Raw genomic sequence first — 19632 nt, forward strand, 5'->3', positions numbered from 1 at the left:
TAAAATAAGTTTTCGCTGTTAGCCAGTATAAGGGAGGGTGAATAACGATATTTGGTGACAAAAATCACAAAAAGTACGCTTTTAATTTGCGATACGAATTAATTTTTCACACACTCACAATGCCAGTGAAGCATCAACTGTATCTATAGTTCGTGACACAATAAAAAACAGAGCTGAGAACATGCCTTAAACGGGTCTCATAGGGGGAAGAAAGTGAGTATTCTAGGTTATTTACAAAAGGTTGGCCGCGCGCTTATGGTGCCGGTCGCCACGCTGCCTGCCGCAGCCATCCTGATGGGTGTCGGCTACTGGATCGACCCCAACGGCTGGGGTAATACCAGCGCGCTGGCGGCGTTCTTTATCAAGTCAGGTTCCGCCATTATCGACAACATGTCCGTGTTGTTCGCGATTGGTGTGGCTTACGGTATGTCCAAAGACAAAGACGGTGCCGCTGCGCTGACCGGTTTTGTCGGTTTCCTCGTGTTAACCACCCTCTGCTCGCCTGCAGCGGTGGCCATGATCCAAAAAATTCCGGCGGACCAGGTTCCGGCGGCGTTCGGTAAGATCAGCAACCAGTTTGTCGGTATCCTTGTGGGTATCATCTCCGCCGAACTGTATAACCGCTTCAGCAGCGTAGAGCTGCCAAAAGCGCTCTCCTTCTTTAGCGGTCGCCGCCTGGTTCCTATCCTGACCTCGTTTGTGATGATCGTTGTTGCGTTCATCATGATGTACGTCTGGCCGATGATCTTCGACGGTCTGGTGAACTTCGGTGAGCACATCCAGAAACTGGGTTCTGTCGGTGCGGGCGTGTACGCGTTCTTCAACCGTCTGCTGATCCCGGTCGGTCTGCACCACGCGCTGAACTCCGTATTCTGGTTCGACGTTGCCGGTATTAACGATATCCCTAACTTCCTGGGTGGCGCACAGTCCATCGAAGCAGGTAAAGCGGTTGTCGGTATCACCGGTCGTTACCAGGCGGGCTTCTTCCCGATCATGATGTTTGGTCTGCCGGGTGCTGCGCTGGCTATCTACCACTGCGCGCGTCCAGAGAACAAAGCAAAAGTGCTGGGTATCATGATGGCGGGGGCGTTCGCGGCCTTCTTCACCGGTATCACCGAGCCGCTGGAGTTCTCCTTCATGTTCGTGGCGCCGGTTCTGTATGTGATCCACGCCGTGCTGACTGGTATCTCCGTGTTCATCGCTGCCAGCATGCACTGGATTGCCGGTTTCGGCTTCAGCGCCGGTCTGGTGGATATGGTGCTGTCGTCCCGTAACCCGCTGGCGACCCACTGGTGGATGCTGATCCCGCAAGGTCTGGTGTTCTTCGCGATCTACTACATGGTGTTCCGTTTCACTATCACCAAATTCAACCTGATGACCCCGGGTCGTGAACTGGCCGTGGCCGGTAGCGAAGCGGATGGTCAGGATGTGAACGTGAGCGGTGCTGAGGATCAGGACGTTTCAGGCCTGGCGCGTCAGTACATCGCCGCTGTCGGCGGTTCTGACAACCTGACCGGTATCGACGCCTGTATCACTCGTCTGCGTCTGAACGTCAAAGACTCTTCCCTGGTGAACGAAGCGCTGGCTAAACGTCTGGGTGCTTCCGGCGTTATCCGCCTGAACAAAACCAGCGTGCAGATTATCGTTGGCTTCGTGGCAGAGAAAATTGCTAACGCCATGAAAACCACTGGTCCGGTAGCCGCAGCAGACGCTTCTGCCGCACCTGCCGCCGCGCCAGCGGCCGCAAAACCGCAGGCGGTACCGAACGCCAAAACGGTAGCCGCGCTGGTTTCGCCGGTAACCGGTGAAGTCGTTGCGATTGAGCAGGTGCCTGACGAAGCCTTCGCCAGCAAAGCGGTTGGTGACGGTGTGGCGGTGAAACCAACGGAAAAAACCGTTGTGTCTCCGGCGGCCGGTACCATCGTGAAAATCTTCAACACCAACCACGCGTTCTGCCTCGAAACCGAAAATGGCGCGGAGATCGTTGTCCATATGGGTATCGATACCGTTGCGCTGAACGGTCAGGGCTTTACTCGCCTGGTGGAAGAGGGCGCTGAAGTGGTGGCCGGGCAGCCGATTCTGGAAATGGATCTGGACTTCCTGAACGCCAACGCGCGCTCCATGATAAGCCCGGTCGTTTGCAGCAACATCGATGACTTCAGTGGCCTGGTCATTCAGGCGAAAGGTCAGGTTGTTGCGGGTCAAACACCGCTGTATGAGATTAAAGGCAAGTAATCGCTCCTGAGTAGAGTCATGCCTTAAGCGGCGGGGGATATCCTCCGCCGCTTTTTTTTGCAGCAAAAGCCCCCATTATTTTCTTCAGAGACGTTTTAAGGGTTGTCACTACGTCCGGCTTATAAGATCATATGCCGTTATACGTTGTTTACGCTTTGAGGAATCCACGATGAGTGAGGCAGAAGCCCGCCCGAGTAACTTTATTCGTCAGATCATCGATGAAGATCTGGCCAGTGGTAAGCACACCACAGTTCATACCCGTTTCCCGCCGGAGCCGAACGGCTACCTGCATATCGGGCATGCGAAGTCCATCTGCCTGAACTTTGGCATTGCGCAAGACTACCAGGGACAGTGCAACCTGCGTTTCGATGACACCAACCCAGTAAAAGAAGACATCGAATACGTTGAGTCCATCAAGAATGACGTGCAATGGCTGGGCTTCAACTGGTCTGGCGATATCTGCTACTCCTCTGACTATTTTGATCAGCTGTACGCCTACGCGGTTGAACTGATCAACAAGGGTCTGGCGTATGTTGACGAACTGTCTGCTGATGAAATCCGTGAATATCGCGGTACGCTGACCGCCCCGGGCAAAAACAGCCCGTTCCGCGATCGCAGCGTGGAAGAGAACCTGGCGCTGTTTGAAAAAATGCGTGCCGGCGGCTTCGAAGAAGGCAAAGCGTGCCTGCGTGCCAAAATCGACATGGCGTCTCCGTTCATCGTGATGCGCGATCCGGTGCTGTACCGCATTAAGTTTGCGGAACACCATCAGACCGGCAACAAGTGGTGCATCTACCCGATGTACGACTTTACCCACTGCATCAGCGATGCGCTGGAAGGCATTACGCACTCCCTGTGTACGCTGGAGTTCCAGGACAACCGTCGTCTGTACGACTGGGTGCTGGACAACATCACCATTCCTGTACATCCGCGCCAGTACGAGTTCTCTCGTCTGAATCTGGAATACACCGTGATGTCCAAGCGTAAGCTGAACCTGCTGGTGACCGACAAGCACGTTGAAGGCTGGGATGACCCACGTATGCCAACCATCTCTGGTCTGCGTCGTCGTGGTTACACAGCTGCCTCTATTCGTGAGTTCTGCAAACGCATCGGCGTGACCAAGCAGGACAACACCATCGAGATGGCCTCCCTTGAATCCTGCATTCGCGAAGATCTCAACGAAAACGCCCCGCGCGCGATGGCCGTTATCGACCCGGTGAAACTGGTTATCGAAAACTATCCGCAGGGTGAAAGCGAGCTGGTCTCCATGCCTAACCATCCGAACAAACCGGAAATGGGTAGCCGTGACGTGCCGTTCAGCGGTGACATCTGGATTGACCGCGCTGACTTCCGCGAAGAAGCCAACAAGCAGTACAAGCGTCTGGTGCTGGGTAAAGAAGTGCGTCTGCGTAATGCCTACGTCATCAAAGCCGAACGCGTAGAGAAAGATGCGGAAGGGAATATCACCACCATCTTCTGTTCATATGACGCTGAAACGCTGAGCAAAGATCCGGCGGATGGCCGCAAGGTGAAAGGCGTGATTCACTGGGTGAGCGCTTCCCACGCGCTGCCGGTAGAAATTCGTCTGTACGATCGTCTGTTCAGCGTGCCTAACCCAGGTGCAGCGGAAGACTTCCTGGCGACCATCAACCCGGAATCTCTGGTGATCAAGCAGGGTTATGCGGAGCCTTCTCTGAAAGCCGCTGAAGCGGGCAAAGCGTTCCAGTTCGAACGTGAAGGTTACTTCTGCCTGGACAGCCGTTACAGCACGGCGGAAAAACCGGTATTCAACCGTACCGTAGGCCTGCGTGATACCTGGACGAAGATCGGCGAATAATATTGCTGGTCTGGTCAATGAGAGACAAACGCCGCACTATGCGGCGTTTTTTTATTTAACGATCAGGGTATTAAGACAGGGCCTAAAAAGGCGTCACAAAAATATCAGGTCAATGAGGTGCTACTTATTTTTCAAAAAAAAAGTTTGTATCATTGCGGAAATTAAAAAGGTTATAAAAAAGGAAAGGATTCTCACGTCTAGCCACTGAAATACCTGATAATTCCCCGCCATTCCTCGCCTCCTCACAAATGTTACAAAGCGCTACCAATTATGTGCACTTCGTCATAGTCCTGACTTTTGTCCGCTAAAAAGCATTGATAATTCGCGTCGCGAAAAATAACCTAAAGACGGTAGTTAATTCGAGGGTATTTAAAGCTACCCCTGACCATTTGGTCTTTTTTATTTACGCCGCTTCAGGCGTTTTAATTCGTCAAAGAGGAATAATCTATGCGTACGTTCAGTGGCAAACGTGGTGCGCTGGCGCTGGCTATTGCCGGTGTGACAGCAATGTCGGGTCTGGTGGTGACACCAGAGGCGAAAGCGGCGGGCTTCATCGATGATTCTACCCTCACGGGCGGTATTTATTACTGGCAGCGTGAACGTGACCGTAAAGACGTCACCGAAGACAAATACAAAACCAACCTTTCTCACTCCACCTGGAACGCCAACCTGGACTTCCAGTCAGGCTATGCCGCGGACATGTTCGGTCTGGATATTGCTGCGTTTACCGCGATTGAAATGGCGGAAAACGGCGACAGCGCCCACCCGAACGAAATTGCCTTCTCCTCCAGCAACAAAGCCTATAAAGAAGACTGGTCCGGGGATAAGAGCGGTATCAGCCTTTACAAAGCCGCTGCAAAATTTAAATACGGTCCGGTTTGGGCGCGCGGTGGTTATATTCAGCCAACTGGCCAGACTCTGTTAGCACCGCACTGGAGCTTTATGCCGGGTACCTATCAGGGTGCCGAAGCCGGGGCGAACTTTGACTACGGTGATGCGGGTGCGTTGAGCTTCTCCTATATGTGGACCAACGAGTACAAAGCACCGTGGCACATCGAAATGGACAAGTTCTACCAGAACGATAAAAAAACCAAAGTCGATTACCTGCACTCGCTGGGCGCGAAGTACGACTTCAAAAACGATCTGGTGCTAGAAGCGGCATTTGGTCAGGCACAGGGCTATGTCGATCAGTACTTTGCTAAGGCCAGCTATAAATTCGATGTCGCGGGTAGCCCGCTGAGCACCAGCTACCAGTTCTACGGTACGCGCGACAAAGTCAGCAACGGTGGCGTCAACGACATTTATGACGGCACCGCGTGGCTGCAGGCGTTAACCTTCGGCTACAAGGTCGGTCAGGTTGATTTGCGTCTGGAAGGCACATGGGTGAAGGCGGAAGGGCAGCAGGGCTACTTCCTGCAGCGTATGACCCCGACCTACGCCTCCTCCAACGGTCGTCTTGATATCTGGTGGGATAACCGCTCAGACTTCAACGCCGACGGCGAGAAAGCGGTCTTCTTCGGCGCAATGTATGACCTGAAAAACTGGAACCTGCCTGGCTGGGCGGTGGGCGCTTCTTACGCTTACGCCTGGGACGCAAAACCTGCCGATATGGCCACGCCGGACGCATATTACGATCCCAACTATCGCCTGAAAGAGTCTTCCTACAGCCTCGATGCTATCTATACCCTGCAGGATGGCCGTGCGAAAGGCACGATGTTCAAACTGCACTTCACCCAGTATGACAACCACTCCGATATCCCGAGCTATGCGGGCGGTTACGGCAACATCTTCCAGGATGAGCGTGATGTGAAATTCATGGTTATTGCCCCATTCACCATCTTCTGATGAACGCACCGGCGGGCTGAGTCCCGCCGGTATGGAGACTGCACATGATGAAAAAAATCGTAATCGTCGCGTTGCTGGCATCAGGGCTGGTGGCGTGTGCTCAGAATCAGGCGCCGAAAGAGGACTCCCGTCTGAAGGAGGCGTATAGCGCCTGCATAAATACTGCGGAAGGATCGCCGGAGAAAATTCAAGCCTGTCAGAGCGTGCTGAACGTGCTGAAGAAAGAGAAAGCGCATGAGCAGTTCGCGACGCAGGAAAACGTCCGCGTGATGGATTATCAGGCCTGTATCCAGGCGCGTAAAACCGGTAACGATCAGGAAGTGGCGAAGCGTTGCGACCAGATTTGGAAAGAAATACGTAGCAATAACAGTAACTAATTCGCTGTTATCATGCCCGGTGGCTCTGCGCCACCGGGCTTTTTTTTGGCAAAAAAAAGCCAACCTTGCGGCTGGCTCAGAGTATGAGTCTTATTATTTCGCGTCGTGCGCGTGATCGTCTTCGCGGCAATCGCCTTCAGCGCAGTGACCGTAAAGGTACAGGCTGTGGTTCGTCAGGCGGATGCCATGACGCGCCGCGATTTCACGCTGGCGCGCTTCGATGGAATCATCGCTGAATTCAATGACCTTGCCGCAATCGAGGCAGATCAGGTGATCGTGGTGCTGCTGCTGGGTCAGTTCGAAAACAGATTTACCGCCTTCGAAATTATGACGGGTAACAATGCCCGCGTCATCAAACTGGTTCAGCACGCGATAGACGGTAGCCAGCCCAATCTCTTCACCCATGTCGATAAGACGTTTATAAAGGTCTTCCGCACTGACATGGTGATTGTCTGGACCCTGAAGCACTTCAAGGATTTTTAACCGAGGAAGCGTAACTTTCAGGCCAGCCTTCTTTAATGCGGTATTGTTGTCAGTCATGCGGAATCTGTCCTGTTGCTAAACGATTCACTTCTGTAGGAAGTGACAGAAAATGCACCCGGGATAATGCGTCTCATTATAGAACTGCCATGGCTAAATGAAAACTGCAAGTCTCAGGCAAAATATGCTTATAAAAACGTGGTATCACCAACAAACTTGCTCAATGGAAAACCACGTTTTATCAGGGAGACATTGTACAGGTCTGGGCGAAAAAGTTAAAAGATTGTAGCGATTAATTTAATCGGTTTGACCTGGAGCATGGGCGCAACCGCAGTTGCGCCGCGATAAAATCAGGCGTTCAGAATATCATCCAGGTGCAGTTCTTCACGGATCTGCTTCACCCACTTCTCAACGCGCTCTGCGGTCAGTTCTGGCTGACGGTCTTCGTCGATGGCCAGGCCTACGAAATGATCGTCATCGGCCAGGCCTTTAGACGCTTCGAAGTGGTAACCGGCGGTCGGCCAGTGGCCTACGATAACCGCGCCGTTCGGCTCAATGATATCGCGGATGGTGCCCAGCGCGTCACAGAAGTATTCGGCGTAGTCTTCCTGATCGCCACAGCCAAACAGGGCGACCAGCTTACCGTTGAAGTCCACTTCTTCCAGCGTCGGGAAGAAATCATCCCAGTCGCACTGGGCTTCACCGTAGTACCAGGTTGGGATACCCAGCAGCAGAATGTCATAGCCTTCCAGATCTTCTTTGCTGCTCTTGGCGATGTCATGCACATCAGCAACGTCTTTACCGAGCTGTTTTTGAATGTTTTTTGCGATATTTTCGGTATTGCCGGTATCACTGCCAAAGAAAATGCCGATGATTGCCATGAGTAAAATAACCTCTTGAAACTTAATAGTATGGTGGCGCAATTTGGCCACGGATAAGGGCAATAATAGCAGAACTGGCAACCCTGCGGAAACAGCTATCGCGCAGGACTGCACTCTGTGCTACATGAAAAGGGCGATAAAGGGGATTTTCAGACTTATGCCTGGCTGCGTAACGTCTCAAGCTGGACGAGCAACATCTCTTCAATGAGCTCGCTGCGGCTGATATTTCGCGCGTCAGCCAGCTCGTTCAGCGCATCGACGGCGTCGGCGTTAAGCTTCAGTTCGACACGCTTAAGCCCACGATTTTTATCGCGTTTAAGCTGGTTGCGTTTATTGATACGCAGCTGTTCATCGCGCGAAAGCGGATTCGTCTTGGGTCGTCCCGGGCGACGCTCATTCGCGAACAGATCTAGTGTCGTACGGTCCGTTTGTTCTTTGGCCATGATTCTGAGACTTCGGGGGAAACACGCCGCCCTGCTAATGCCCGGGCGATAAGCGCGCCATCATACATCACCAAAAACGGCACGCCAACGACTGGAAGCCCGCAGCCTTCCAGTCGCTTTCTTTTTAATCAATTTGCAGTATCAGCAAGATAGCGGCGAATGGCGCGCAGCACAGCATCCGGTTTTTCCGCATGCACCCAGTGCCCGGCACCGGCAATCACGTGGGCGCGAGCCTGCGGGAATTGGGCCAGCAGCGTGTCGCGGTACGCGTCGGTAACGTAAGGTGAGTTTCCGCCGCGAATAAAGAGAGTAGGGTGTGGCCAGGCGGGGACGGTTTCCCAGCCCACGATGTTATTGTATTGCTCCCAGAGCACCGGCACGTTAAAACGCCATTGCCCGTCAACAAATGACTTCAGCAGGAACTGCACGACGCCTTCTTCATCAAGATGCTCACGCATGACGGCAGCCGCCTGTTGGCGCGTCGCGACACCCGCTTCTGTGACCGCATTGATGGCGGCAAAAATCTCGTCGTGACGGCGGACGTCATAATCCACGGGCGCGACGTCAATCACCACCAGGCCGCTAATACGGTCCGGGGCCAGTGCCGTCAGGGCCATCACCGCTTTGCCACCCATTGAATGCCCGATGAGGGTCACCTTTTGCAGGTCGTGGGCATCCAGCGTATCCAGCAGATCCTGTGCCATCGCCGCGTAGGTCATCTCGTCGGAACGCCCGGAAAGACCATGATTGCGCATATCGACCTGTAAAATATCGTGGTCGGTAACCAGATCGCGCGCCAGCACGCCCAGGTTATCCAGACTGCCAAAAAGCCCGTGAACCAGTACGATGGGAGAATTATTGTTCGGCGATTGTGCAGTTTGCGCTCGGGTATTCAATTTCATGGCAAAGTTCTTTTTTTACGTATGTCAGGTTAGGGTATCATGTTGACCATTCTGCCGCCCGGCTGCAAGGTTCCAGTTTAATCTGACTTTTGCGGCCAACCTGGTTTGACGCTATCCGCTGTTGGGATTTGACCTTATAATCCCAATGACTTGTATTCAGATAAGATATCGCACTGGATTAAGATGAAAACAATCGAAGTTGATGACGAACTCTATCAGTATATTGCCAGCCAGACGCGGCATATCGGGGAGAGCGCGTCCGACATTTTACGGCGCATGCTTAAAATTTCCGCCGCTTCACAGCCTGCTACCCCAGTCACCAAAGATGTCGTGTCTCAGCCGAGCGTTGTTGCACAAGCAAAACCTGCCGTGACGCCGGCAAAAGATAAAGTGCGCGCGATGCGCGAGCTGCTGCTCTCCGATGAATACGCGGAGCAGAAAAAAGCGGTAAACCGCTTTATGCTGGTGCTGTCTACACTTTACTCACTGGATAACAAAGCGTTTGCTGAAGCGACCGAGTCGCTTCACGGCCGTACTCGCGTCTATTTCGCGGGCGACGAGCAGACGCTGCTGCAAAATGGCAATCAAACCAAACCTAAACATGTTCCTGGCACCCCGTACTGGGTGATCACCAATACCAATACGGGCCGCAAGTGCAGCATGATTGAACACATCATGCAGTCCATGCAGTTCCCAGCGGAATTGATTGAAAAGGTTTGCGGTACAATTTAACCCTTGCATCAGAAGGACCCGGTAATGGCAAATCACAGCCGTGCAGGCCAACCTGCACAACAAAGCGATTTGATTAACGTCGCTCAGCTGACCGCGCAGTATTACGTGCTGAAACCGGTCGTGGGCAACGCAGAACACGCAGTGAAGTTTGGTACATCTGGTCACCGCGGCAGCGCGGCGCGCCACAGCTTTAACGAACCGCATATTCTGGCCATTGCTCAGGCCATTGCGGAAGAGCGCGCTAAAAACGGCGTTACCGGTCCGTGCTACGTGGGGAAAGATACCCATGCCCTGTCTGAACCGGCGTTCATCTCTGTTGTGGAAGTGCTGGCGGCAAACGGCGTCGATGTGATTGTTCAGGAGAACAATGGCTTCACCCCAACGCCTGCGGTCTCTAACGCCATCCTGGTGCACAACAAAAAAGGTGGCGCTCTGGCGGACGGTATCGTTATTACGCCATCCCACAACCCGCCGGAAGACGGTGGTATCAAATACAACCCGCCTAACGGTGGCCCGGCCGACACTAACGTCACCAAAGTGGTGGAAGATCGTGCGAACGCGCTGCTGGCTGACGATCTTAAAGGCGTGAAGCGTATTTCTCTGGATGCGGCCATGGCGTCCGGTCATGTGAAAGAGCAGGATCTGGTTCAGCCGTTCGTGGAAGGGCTGGCGGATATCGTCGATATGGCGGCCATCCAGAAAGCCGGCCTGAAGCTGGGCGTGGATCCGCTGGGCGGCTCCGGTATCGAATACTGGAAACGTATCGCCGAGCACTACAAGCTGGATCTGACCATCGTGAACGATCACGTCGATCAGACCTTCCGCTTTATGCACCTGGACAAAGACGGCGCGATCCGTATGGACTGCTCATCCGAGTGCGCGATGGCGGGCCTGCTGGCGCTGCGTGATAAATTCGATCTGGCGTTTGCTAACGACCCGGATTATGACCGTCACGGTATCGTCACCCCTGCCGGGCTGATGAACCCGAACCACTATCTGGCTGTTGCAATTAACTATCTGTTCCAGCACCGCCCGCAGTGGGGCAAAGAGGTGGCCGTCGGTAAAACGCTGGTTTCCTCTGCGATGATTGACCGCGTGGTCGAGGCGCTGGGCCGCAAGCTGGTGGAAGTGCCGGTCGGCTTCAAATGGTTCGTTGACGGTCTGCACGACGGCAGCTTCGGCTTCGGCGGTGAAGAGAGCGCGGGCGCATCTTTCCTGCGTTTCGACGGCACGCCATGGTCAACCGATAAAGACGGCATCATCATGTGCCTGCTGGCGGCGGAGATCACCGCGGTCACCGGTAAGAACCCGCAGGAACACTACAACGACCTGGCGGCACGCTTTGGTGCACCAAGCTATAACCGTATTCAGGCTAGCGCGACGTCAGCTCAGAAAGCGGCCCTGTCCAAACTCTCTCCGGAGATGGTCAGCGCAAGCACCCTGGCGGGCGATCCGATCACCGCGCGTCTGACGGCTGCACCGGGCAACGGCGCATCCATTGGTGGTCTGAAAGTGATGACTGAGAACGGCTGGTTCGCCGCGCGTCCGTCCGGTACGGAAGATGCGTACAAAATCTATTGCGAAAGCTTCCTCGGCGCTGAGCACCGTCAGCAGATTGAGAAAGAGGCGGTAGAGATTGTCAGCGAAGTGCTGAAAAACGCGTAAGTGCGGTATGGGTGCGGGCTGATGCCCTCGCCCCGGCCCTCTCCCACAGGGAGAGGGAGAAAACACTAAAAACGGCAACCCCTGGGTTGCCGTTTTGCTTTGACCTCGTAGACCCGGTAAGCGCTAGCGCCACCGGGCTTTTTTTAGCTATGCTTATTCTTCAATTCAAACCGCGGTGACACCAGACCGTACAGCGTCCAGCCCATAAAGGTCACCATTGCCCCGTAGAGCATCGCTTCCTGGCCGGATGAGTAGAGCGCATAAAAGCTGTAGATTGCCCCAATCAGCGCCACGATATTGGCCGCACGCGCTTTGCGTGGATCCACCTTCGCCACCTTCTGAATGATCACCAGCGCTGCCATCGACAGGATATACGGAATGATGTTCGTCACCACCGCCAGGTTGACCAGCACGTTGAACTGGCTGTTCAGCGACGGGCTAATGGTCATCAGCGACAATCCGCTCTGGAAGATAACAATCGCCAGCATGCCCTGCACCGGCGCATCCGCTTTGGTCACGCGGGAGAATATTTTTGGGAAGTAACCTTCATCAGCCGAGGATTTAAAGACCTGTGCGATGGTGAACTGCCAGCCGAGGAGTGAACCGCAGCAGGACATCACCATCAGCCCCATGATCACTTTCCCGACCTCAGGCGTGAACATCTGCGCGAAGGCCAGACCGAACGGCGCCGTAGAGTTTGCCAGATCCATGTTTGGCACAATCCCGGCAATCACGTTAGTCGAGACGATATAGATCACCGCCGCGCCCAGCGTGCCGCCGAGGACCGCAATCGGCACGTTCTTCTCCGGATTCTCTACCACTTCCGCGTTCGCACAGGCGGATTCCAGACCCAGGAAGGCCCAGAGCGTCATGGCGATTGAAGAGCCGACCGCGGTAAAGAATGGCACATGGTGCGGGTTCCAGGAGTTGGCGTAGAGTGTCGGGCTGAACCAGAACCAGCCGATGATGCACAGGCCGACAACCGGGATAATCACGCCCCAGACGGTGATGCTGGAGAGCTGCCCGGTGATGCGCGCGCCGCCAAAGTTAGCCACGGTACAGATCCACAGCACGCCGATGGTCGCCAGCCCAATTTGCACCGGGCTGAGCGTCGCGCCAAACAGCTCCGTACCGTAACCCACGGCGGAGATGGCAATCGCCACGTTGGCGATCAGCAGCGACACCCCGTAGGTATAGTTGGCCATAAAGTTGCCCGACTTGCCAAAAGCGTATTCGGCATAGCCGCCCATGCCGCCTGACTTACGGCTGAACATTCCGCACTTGGCAAACGCCCACGCCAGCGCCATTGAACCGACTGCCGTCACCAGCCAGGAGATGATAGAGATGGTGCCCACCTCTGCCAGTTTGGTAGGCAGCATGATAATCCCGGAGCCCATCATGTTCACCATGGTGAGGATGGTCAGCTGCACCACGCCCATCTTATTGGACTTACTCATAATTTCTCTCCTTTCAGCAGCGCGGGCTGAGCGGCGGGTTGTTTGATGACGTTACAGCGAACCTGCTTGCGACCCTCACACTCCTCGACGTACACACCCTGCAGCTCCGGCGCGAAGCCCGGCAGCAGGTTGATGCCTTCTTCCAGCGCGGCAAAGTAGCGCAGCACGGAACCGCCCCAGACTTCCCCTGGAACCACGCACAGTACCCCCGGTGGATAAGGAAGGGCGCCTTCGGCGGCGATGCGGCCTTCCGCGTCGCGCAGTGAGACCAGTTCAACTTCACCGCGCAGATAGGCGTAGTTTGCGTCCTGCGGGTTCATCATCACGCGCGGGAAGTGAGACTTGCGGAACATCTCTTTCTGCAGCTGTTTCACGTTGTGGCGGGCGTACAGGTCATGCATTTCCTGGCAGATCTGGCGCAGGGTGTAATCCGCGTAACGTTCCGGATGCTGTTTGTAGAGAGAAGGCAGGACGTCTTTCAGCGGAACATCGCTCTCGAGCAGTTTTTCGAAGCGCACCAGCTGCGCCACCAGCTGCTGCAGTTTTCCCATATCTTCCGCAGGCGTGAGCAGGAACAGGATCGAGTTGAGATCGCATTTTTCCGGCACGATGCCGTTTTCACGCAGGAAGTTGGCGAGGATAGTGGCGGGCACGCCGAAGTCGTCATACTCCCCGGTGCGGGCGTTAATACCCGGCGTGGTCAGCAGGAGCTTGCACGGGTCGATAAAATACTGATGCTCAGCGTAGCCTTCAAAAGCGTGCCAGTTTTCACCCGGTACGAAGTGGAAGAAGCGCAGATCGGTCGCAATTTCCGCTGTGTCCCAGCTTTCCCACGGACGGCCATCCACCGTTTCCGGCACGAAGGGGCGCAGATACCGGCAGTTCTCCAGGATCAGCTTGCGCGCTTCGATACCGTTCACCACGCAGTCCATCCACATGTTGCGGCCGCTCTGGCCTTCGTGCATACGGGCGTTGATGTCCAGCGCAGCGAACAGCGGATAAAACGGGCTGGTGGAGGCGTGCATCATAAAGGCATTATTCAGGCGCTTATGCGGGACATAGCGCTGTTGCCCTTTGATGTGGCTGTCTTTCTTATGGATTTGCGAGGTCTGCGAGAAGCCGGCCTGCTGTTTATGCACGGACTGGGTGACCAGGATCCCCGGATCGTTTTCGTTCAGCTCCAGCAGCAGCGGAGAGCAGTCGGCCATCATCGGAATAAATTGCTCGTAACCCACCCAGGCCGAGTCAAACAGGATGTAATCACACAGGTGTCCAATCTTATCCACCACCTGACGAGCGTTATAGATGGTGCCATCGTAGGTACCCAGCTGGATCACCGCCAGACGGAACGGACGCGCATCGCGTGCACGGCCAGGCGCCACCTCTGCCACCAGCTCGCGCAGATAACTTTCTTCAAAGCAGTGGGCGTCAATGCCGCCAATAAAGCCGTACGGGTTGCGCGCGGTTTCCAGATAGACCGGCGTTGCGCCAGCCTGGAGGAGGGCACCGTGATGGTTAGATTTGTGGTTGTTACGGTCGAACAGTACCAGGTCGCCCGGGGTGAGCAGGGCGTTAAGCACCACTTTGTTGGATGACGAGGTGCCATTCAGCACGAAGTAGGTCTTATCAGCATTAAAAACTTTTGCAGCATGCTGCTGGGCGATGCACGGTGCGCCTTCGTGGATCAGCAGATCGCCCATCGCCACGTCGGCGTTACACAGGTCGGAGCGGAAAAGCGTCTCACCAAAGAAATCGACAAACTGATTACCGGCTGGATGGCGGCGGAAGAACTGACCACCCTGATGCCCCGGGCAGTCAAACGCGCTATTGCCCTGCTTCACATAGTCGACAAGGGCGCGGAAAAACGGCGGGCGCAGCTGGGTTTCATACTTCTGGGCGGCCGCTTCCAGCTGGCGTCCATAAAAGTCGTTGCTGGTGTCTGAATACTCAAATACGCCGTGAATGCGCGATAAATAGTCTGCCGGGATGAACTCTTCTTTGTGGGTCGCGACAAAAACAGGAATGCCAAAACCGGTGGCTTCTATTTCGTCCAGGATACCGCTGGCAATATCCGTGACCGCCAGAACAATGGCGGCAACATCAATATAATCAGAGGCGCGGACATCTACCAGTTCACGCTGGGTAGTAAAGCAATCCGGACATGCACGGCTGGCTGCGATTTTTAAACTTTTCATCTTTCTCTCTTTATTTTAGGTAATAAGCGTCCCTCGATTTCTTGCAAGAAAGAAATCGATAATTTACCGGAAAAAAAGCAAAGGGTGGCCGCTGATTAAAATCAGTGAATTGCTTTTTTGATGATTGAAATTCAGTCCGCCCGGTGCGGATGAGTCTGAATTAAAATGAATGAGCGCACGAGTTCACAGGCAATGGCCTGTAAAATAAGGTATTTCAGGATAACCTGTAAGCGAGTGCGCCAGAAGTCGAAGGACTACCGGGCATTAAAGAGATGAAAGTCAAAGCAGTTTCGGTGGGCAAACATCATGATATGTGTTGTCCGCCTTATATGGGGCATTAAGCGATTGTTGTTTTCCATGTTTCATTTTCCTTTCAGTAATTGAAAGCATGGTCATTTTATCCAGGGAAAGGCGATTAACCGTGAGGTAGATCACCGTTAACCGATCAAATCAGAAATAAATATTCGTTTTAGATGAATATCGCAGATCAAAATTCTGATTTGTTGATGATGCGTTAACAGGTTGTGTTGCCAATGTTTTAAATGAGCGAAAATAGCCCGTAAAAATAATTTATGGGTTATTTGTGAAATATTGTCTGAGGGATTTAGTTTTTATTTAAAAATAAAATGAATAGTTATTCAAAGCATAAACCGATAACCGATACCGGTTTCAGTTAATAAATGGCGAGGGCGAGCGGGGTCAACTTCGAGTTTCTGACGAAGGTGTCCCATATATATGCGTAAATAATGACTATGTTCCACCGCGTTGGGCCCCCACACCTGACTTAACAGCTGGCGTTGGGTGAGTACCTTGCCGTGGTTGTTGAGCAGAACGGCGAGCAGGCGAAATTCTATTGGCGTCAGATGGATTTCTTCTTCACCGCGCACAATACGCCGCGCGGCCAGGTCAACCCGGATATCCCCAAACGTGTAGGTTGGGTCAGCTGGCGTGGTTGCGCTGTGGCGACGCAGCGCCACGCGAAGGCGAGCCTGTAACTCGCCGATACCAAAAGGTTTAATCAGATAGTCATCCGCCCCGGCATCCAGCGCCGCGATTTTATCCGTCTCTTCAGTACGCGCGGAGAGCACGAGGATCGGCATCTGGCTCCACTGACGCACTTCCCGGATAAAATCGATGCCGTCGCCGTCCGGCAAACCAAGATCGAGGATCACCAGGTCCGGCTTGCGGGTGGCGGCTTCAATTAAACCCCGCTGAAGCGTACCCGCATCATGAACGCGCAGACCGTCCCCTTCCAGCGCAGCGCGCAGAAAACGGCTAATGGCGATCTCATCTTCAACAATCAGAACGTTGATCACAAATCCTCTGGTAATTCATTAAGTTCTGGCGGGGTTTCCAGAGGAAGTGTAACACAAAACCGCGCGCCGCCTTCGGGGCGATTCTCAGCGGAGATGGACCCGCCATGGACATCAATGATTGCCTGGCAAATCGCCAGCCCAAGGCCCACGCCCGGAATGGCCGACTCCTTATTGCCGCGCGCGAATTTTTCGAAAATAGCCAACTCCTGCCCGGCTGGAATGCCGGGTCCGGTATCCCAGACGTCAAGGTGAAGCGTGCCGTCGTCCACCGTCGCATCTACGCCAATTTGCGCGCTGGCGCCCGCATATTTGCCGGCATTTTCCAGCAGGTTGATCAGCACCCGTTCAAACAGCGGACCATCAACGTGAATTAAGGTCAGGGGCTCGGGCATGTTCAGCGCAATATGCCGCCCGCCCAGGCCGGGTTCGAGCATTTTCAGGGCGCTGCCCACTACCTCTTCAAGCGTGAGCCACTCTTTTTTGAGGTTAAAACCGCCTGACTGGATACGCGCCATATCGAGCAGGTTATTCACCAGACGCGTGGTATTCAGCACATGCTGGCGGATCTCGCTGGCCTGAAGGGCGTGTTTAGAGCCTTCCGCCGCCAGGTCCAGCGTCAGGATTTCTGACTGACCAAACAGGACGGTGAGCGGGGTTCGCAGATCGTGAGAGAGCGCCGCCAGCAGCGAGTTACGAATGCTTTCACGCTCGCTCGCCAGCCGGGCCTGCTCTTCGCTGGCGGTGAGGGCAAGCCGCTCCAGCGCGCTGGCAACCAGCAGCGTAAAGGTCTCCAGCAGCCGCTGCTGTTCGGGGATCATCAGTTGGCGCAGGTTTGAGGGCTCAACAATTACCAGCCCCTGATTTTTATCGGCGCTGCGCAGCGGCAGAATTTGGTAGGGCACGCCGGGCAGGGTGTCGGTCCCTGCGCCCGCAGGTAACCCTTTATCAAAGCTCCAGCGCGCGATGGCTTCGTCCCAGGGCGTCATGCCAGAGGCCGACGTCAGCGGGCGCAGCTTGCCGTGTTCGTCCGGGAGCAAAATCAGGTTGCTGGCATGAAACGTCGAGCGAATGAACTGCTCGCTGGTCTGCACGATATCCAGCGGCGTGCGGCCCACCGCCAGCGATTTCGACATCTCATAGAGATGGCGCGTGCGCTGTTCGCGATAGCGGGCAATACGCGCCTGGTAGCGCACGCCCGCCGTCAGATTCCCGATTACCAACCCGACGGTGAGCATCACCGCGAAGGTGAGAATGTACTGAACATCCGACACGGCGAGCGTCCCGCGCGGGGCAATAAAGAACAGATCGAAGCTGATGACGTTAATCACCGTCGCCAGTACCGACGGCCAGCGCCCGTAAAAGAGCGCCACCACCACTACGCCAAGCAGGTAGATCATCACCAGGTTGGCGGCATCAAACGCGATCAGCCACTGACTGGCAATCACGGTAATCAGGGCACAGAGCACGACGGCGACAAGACAGCCGCGCAGCTGAATGCGCCATTTATCGCTGAAGGCACGGCTGTCCGGCGCGCGGCTGGGTAACGGCGTGGGCTTATCATCCAGCGCCACGATCACCAGGTCCAGATCCGGTGCGCGGCGGGCCAGCTTGTCGGCAAACGATTCGCGGCTAAACCAGCGGCGATGCTGGCGACGGCCAATCACGATTTTCCCCAGATTGTGCTCACGGGCGTAGCGCAGGATGGCTTTATCTTCCTGAGGATCGGAAAGGGTGGCGGTTTCGGCACCCAGCTCCTGCGCCAGGCGAAGCGAACTCAATATCGCGCGGCGCTGGTTCTCGGGGAGCGCGTGCAGCTGCGGCGTTTCGACATACACCGCATGCCAGACGCTGCCAAATTTGGCCGCCAGGCGCGCGGCGGTGCGGACAAGCTTTTCATTGCCGCTGCCGTGGCCTACGCACAGCAGGATGGCATCTCGCGTATGCCAGACGCGCTCCTGGCCCTGCAGGTCGCGCCAGGCGCGCATCTGATCGTCGACGCGATCGGCAGTACGACGCAGGGCCAGCTCGCGCAGGGCAATCAGGTTGCCTTTACGGAAGAAATGTTCGATGGCGCGCTCGGCCTGGCCGGCAATATAAACCTTGCCTTCGTGCAGGCGCTGGCGCAAATCGTCGGGGGGCAGGTCAACCAGCACCACTTCATCGGCGGAATCAAAGAAGGGGTCGGGCACCGTCTCGCGCACCTGAATGCCGGTCACGCCGCTGACCACGTCGTTCAGGCTTTCGAGATGCTGAACGTTAACCGTCGTGAATACATCGATGCCGGCTTCGAGCAGCTCTTCTACATCCTGCCAGCGCTTTGGGTGGCGTGAGCCTGGCGCATTGCTGTGCGCCAGTTCGTCCATCAGGATAAGGGCGGGACGGCGGGCGAGGGCGGCATCGAGATCGAATTCGGTGACTAGCCGACCGCGGTGGCTGATACGGCGGGGCGGCTGGGTGGCCAGCCCCTTCAGCAGCGATGCGGTCTCTTTGCGTCCGTGGGTTTCTACCACGCCAATCAATATATCGAGCCCCTGCGCCCGAAGCCGCTGGGCTTCCGTCAGCATGGCGAAGGTTTTCCCGACGCCTGCGCAGGCGCCAAAGAAAATTTTCAGTTTGCCGCGATGGGCTTCGGCCGTCTGTTCAAGCAGCCTGTCCGGATCCGGGCGCATGGGCTCGTCGGTCATTTAGTTTTTCCTTAGCGCGTCCAGCGCCAGATTCAGCTCAACAATATTCACCACGGGCATGCCGATAAAGCTGACCAGCGGCTTTTGCGTGTGCTCTGCAACCAGCTGGCTAACCTGTTCGACGGTCAACTGACGGGCCGCGGCGACGCGCGGGATTTGCCATGCCGCGGCTGCCGGCGTCAGGCTGTAGTCCAGCCCGCTGGCCGAGGCGGTCACCAGCTCTACGGGCACCTCACGGCTGGCCTGCGGATTAGCGGCGCGCAGGGCTGCCACGCGCTCAGCAACGGCTTTGTCCAACTCGGGGTTGCTGCCCGCCAGGTTACTGCCGCCGGATGCCATCGGATTATACGGGCTTTCGGCAGTGGCGGAAGGGCGCCCCTGGAAGTAACGGGCATCCGTAAAGTTCTGACCAATCAGGCGTGAACCGCGGCTTTCACCGTTTTGCATAATCAGCGAGCCGTTGGCCCGATCCTTAAACCACCACTGGCCCAGCGCGGTGGTCACCAGCGGGTACAGCCCGCCGGTAATGAGAGACAGCAGAATAAACAGAAGTATAGCGGGGCGTAACATCGTCATTTGATTC

General features: G+C 55.3%; 16 protein-coding genes. 6 read left to right on the forward strand and 10 right to left on the reverse strand.

Annotated features, from left to right (window positions below; translation table 11 throughout):
- The first annotated feature begins 213 nt into the window (after positions 1 to 213).
- The 4 genes from nagE (at position 214) to chiQ (ending at position 6294) form a co-directional block, all read left to right on the forward strand.
- Complete coding sequence (gene nagE / locus ACWKXN_RS00665) at positions 214 to 2235, forward strand: N-acetylglucosamine-specific PTS transporter subunit IIBC (RefSeq protein WP_221702638.1); 2022 nt, start codon at positions 214 to 216, stop codon at positions 2233 to 2235.
- A 169-nt stretch (positions 2236 to 2404) separates the two neighbouring features.
- Complete coding sequence (gene glnS / locus ACWKXN_RS00670) at positions 2405 to 4072, forward strand: glutamine--tRNA ligase (RefSeq protein WP_029740147.1); 1668 nt, start codon at positions 2405 to 2407, stop codon at positions 4070 to 4072.
- Between the two features lie 447 nt (positions 4073 to 4519).
- Complete coding sequence (gene chiP / locus ACWKXN_RS00675) at positions 4520 to 5917, forward strand: chitoporin ChiP (RefSeq protein WP_064673649.1); 1398 nt, start codon at positions 4520 to 4522, stop codon at positions 5915 to 5917.
- A 47-nt stretch (positions 5918 to 5964) separates the two neighbouring features.
- Positions 5965 to 6294: a ChiQ/YbfN family lipoprotein gene (gene chiQ, locus ACWKXN_RS00680; protein ID WP_047061876.1), complete on the forward strand. Its 330-nt coding sequence runs from the start codon at positions 5965 to 5967 to the stop codon at positions 6292 to 6294.
- Between the two features lie 93 nt (positions 6295 to 6387).
- Here chiQ and fur read toward each other — a convergent pair whose 3' ends face one another.
- From fur to ybfF, 4 genes are all read right to left on the reverse strand, one after another.
- Complete coding sequence (gene fur / locus ACWKXN_RS00685; protein ID WP_014169146.1) at positions 6388 to 6834, reverse strand: ferric iron uptake transcriptional regulator; 447 nt, start codon at positions 6832 to 6834, stop codon at positions 6388 to 6390.
- 290 nt (positions 6835 to 7124) lie between these two features.
- Positions 7125 to 7655 (reverse strand): flavodoxin FldA, encoded by a 531-nt coding sequence (fldA, locus tag ACWKXN_RS00690; protein WP_008501067.1) that lies wholly within the window; start codon positions 7653 to 7655, stop codon positions 7125 to 7127.
- Positions 7656 to 7810: 155 nt separating this feature from the next.
- Positions 7811 to 8098: a LexA regulated protein gene (gene ybfE, locus ACWKXN_RS00695; protein WP_028019455.1), complete on the reverse strand. Its 288-nt coding sequence runs from the start codon at positions 8096 to 8098 to the stop codon at positions 7811 to 7813.
- A 128-nt stretch (positions 8099 to 8226) separates the two neighbouring features.
- Positions 8227 to 9000: an esterase gene (gene ybfF, locus ACWKXN_RS00700; RefSeq protein WP_196354700.1), complete on the reverse strand. Its 774-nt coding sequence runs from the start codon at positions 8998 to 9000 to the stop codon at positions 8227 to 8229.
- Between the two features lie 183 nt (positions 9001 to 9183).
- Here ybfF and seqA point away from each other — a divergent pair, with 183 nt between their 5' ends.
- Together seqA and pgm are read left to right on the forward strand one after the other, a co-directional pair.
- Positions 9184 to 9732 carry a replication initiation negative regulator SeqA gene (seqA, locus tag ACWKXN_RS00705; RefSeq protein ID WP_008501070.1) on the forward strand — a complete coding sequence of 183 codons (549 nt, stop codon included), beginning with the start codon at positions 9184 to 9186 and terminating at the stop codon, positions 9730 to 9732.
- 24 nt (positions 9733 to 9756) lie between these two features.
- Positions 9757 to 11397 (forward strand): phosphoglucomutase (alpha-D-glucose-1,6-bisphosphate-dependent), encoded by a 1641-nt coding sequence (gene pgm, locus ACWKXN_RS00710; protein ID WP_058841816.1) that lies wholly within the window; start codon positions 9757 to 9759, stop codon positions 11395 to 11397.
- Between the two features lie 143 nt (positions 11398 to 11540).
- Here pgm and potE read toward each other — a convergent pair whose 3' ends face one another.
- The 6 genes from potE to kdpC all read right to left on the reverse strand — a co-directional run bounded on the left by potE (position 11541) and on the right by kdpC (position 19625).
- Positions 11541 to 12854: a putrescine-ornithine antiporter gene (gene potE, locus ACWKXN_RS00715; protein ID WP_014831099.1), complete on the reverse strand. Its 1314-nt coding sequence runs from the start codon at positions 12852 to 12854 to the stop codon at positions 11541 to 11543.
- Complete coding sequence (speF, locus tag ACWKXN_RS00720) at positions 12851 to 15049, reverse strand: ornithine decarboxylase SpeF (RefSeq protein ID WP_032661123.1); 2199 nt, start codon at positions 15047 to 15049, stop codon at positions 12851 to 12853. The genes potE and speF overlap by 4 nt, the downstream gene beginning before the upstream one ends.
- A gap of 254 nt (positions 15050 to 15303) precedes the next feature.
- Positions 15304 to 15408: a leader peptide SpeFL gene (gene speFL, locus ACWKXN_RS00725; RefSeq protein ID WP_003858645.1), complete on the reverse strand. Its 105-nt coding sequence runs from the start codon at positions 15406 to 15408 to the stop codon at positions 15304 to 15306.
- 279 nt (positions 15409 to 15687) lie between these two features.
- Complete coding sequence (gene kdpE, locus ACWKXN_RS00730) at positions 15688 to 16365, reverse strand: two-component system response regulator KdpE (protein WP_008501074.1); 678 nt, start codon at positions 16363 to 16365, stop codon at positions 15688 to 15690.
- Positions 16362 to 19049 (reverse strand): two-component system sensor histidine kinase KdpD, encoded by a 2688-nt coding sequence (gene kdpD, locus ACWKXN_RS00735; protein ID WP_023310777.1) that lies wholly within the window; start codon positions 19047 to 19049, stop codon positions 16362 to 16364. The genes kdpE and kdpD overlap by 4 nt, the downstream gene beginning before the upstream one ends.
- Positions 19050 to 19625, reverse strand: coding sequence for a potassium-transporting ATPase subunit KdpC (gene kdpC / locus ACWKXN_RS00740; protein WP_033144943.1), 576 nt, complete (start codon positions 19623 to 19625; stop codon positions 19050 to 19052).
- Between the last annotated feature and the right edge of the window lie 7 nt (positions 19626 to 19632).

The sequence above is a fragment of the Enterobacter sp. UPMP2060 genome, assembly GCF_053709655.1.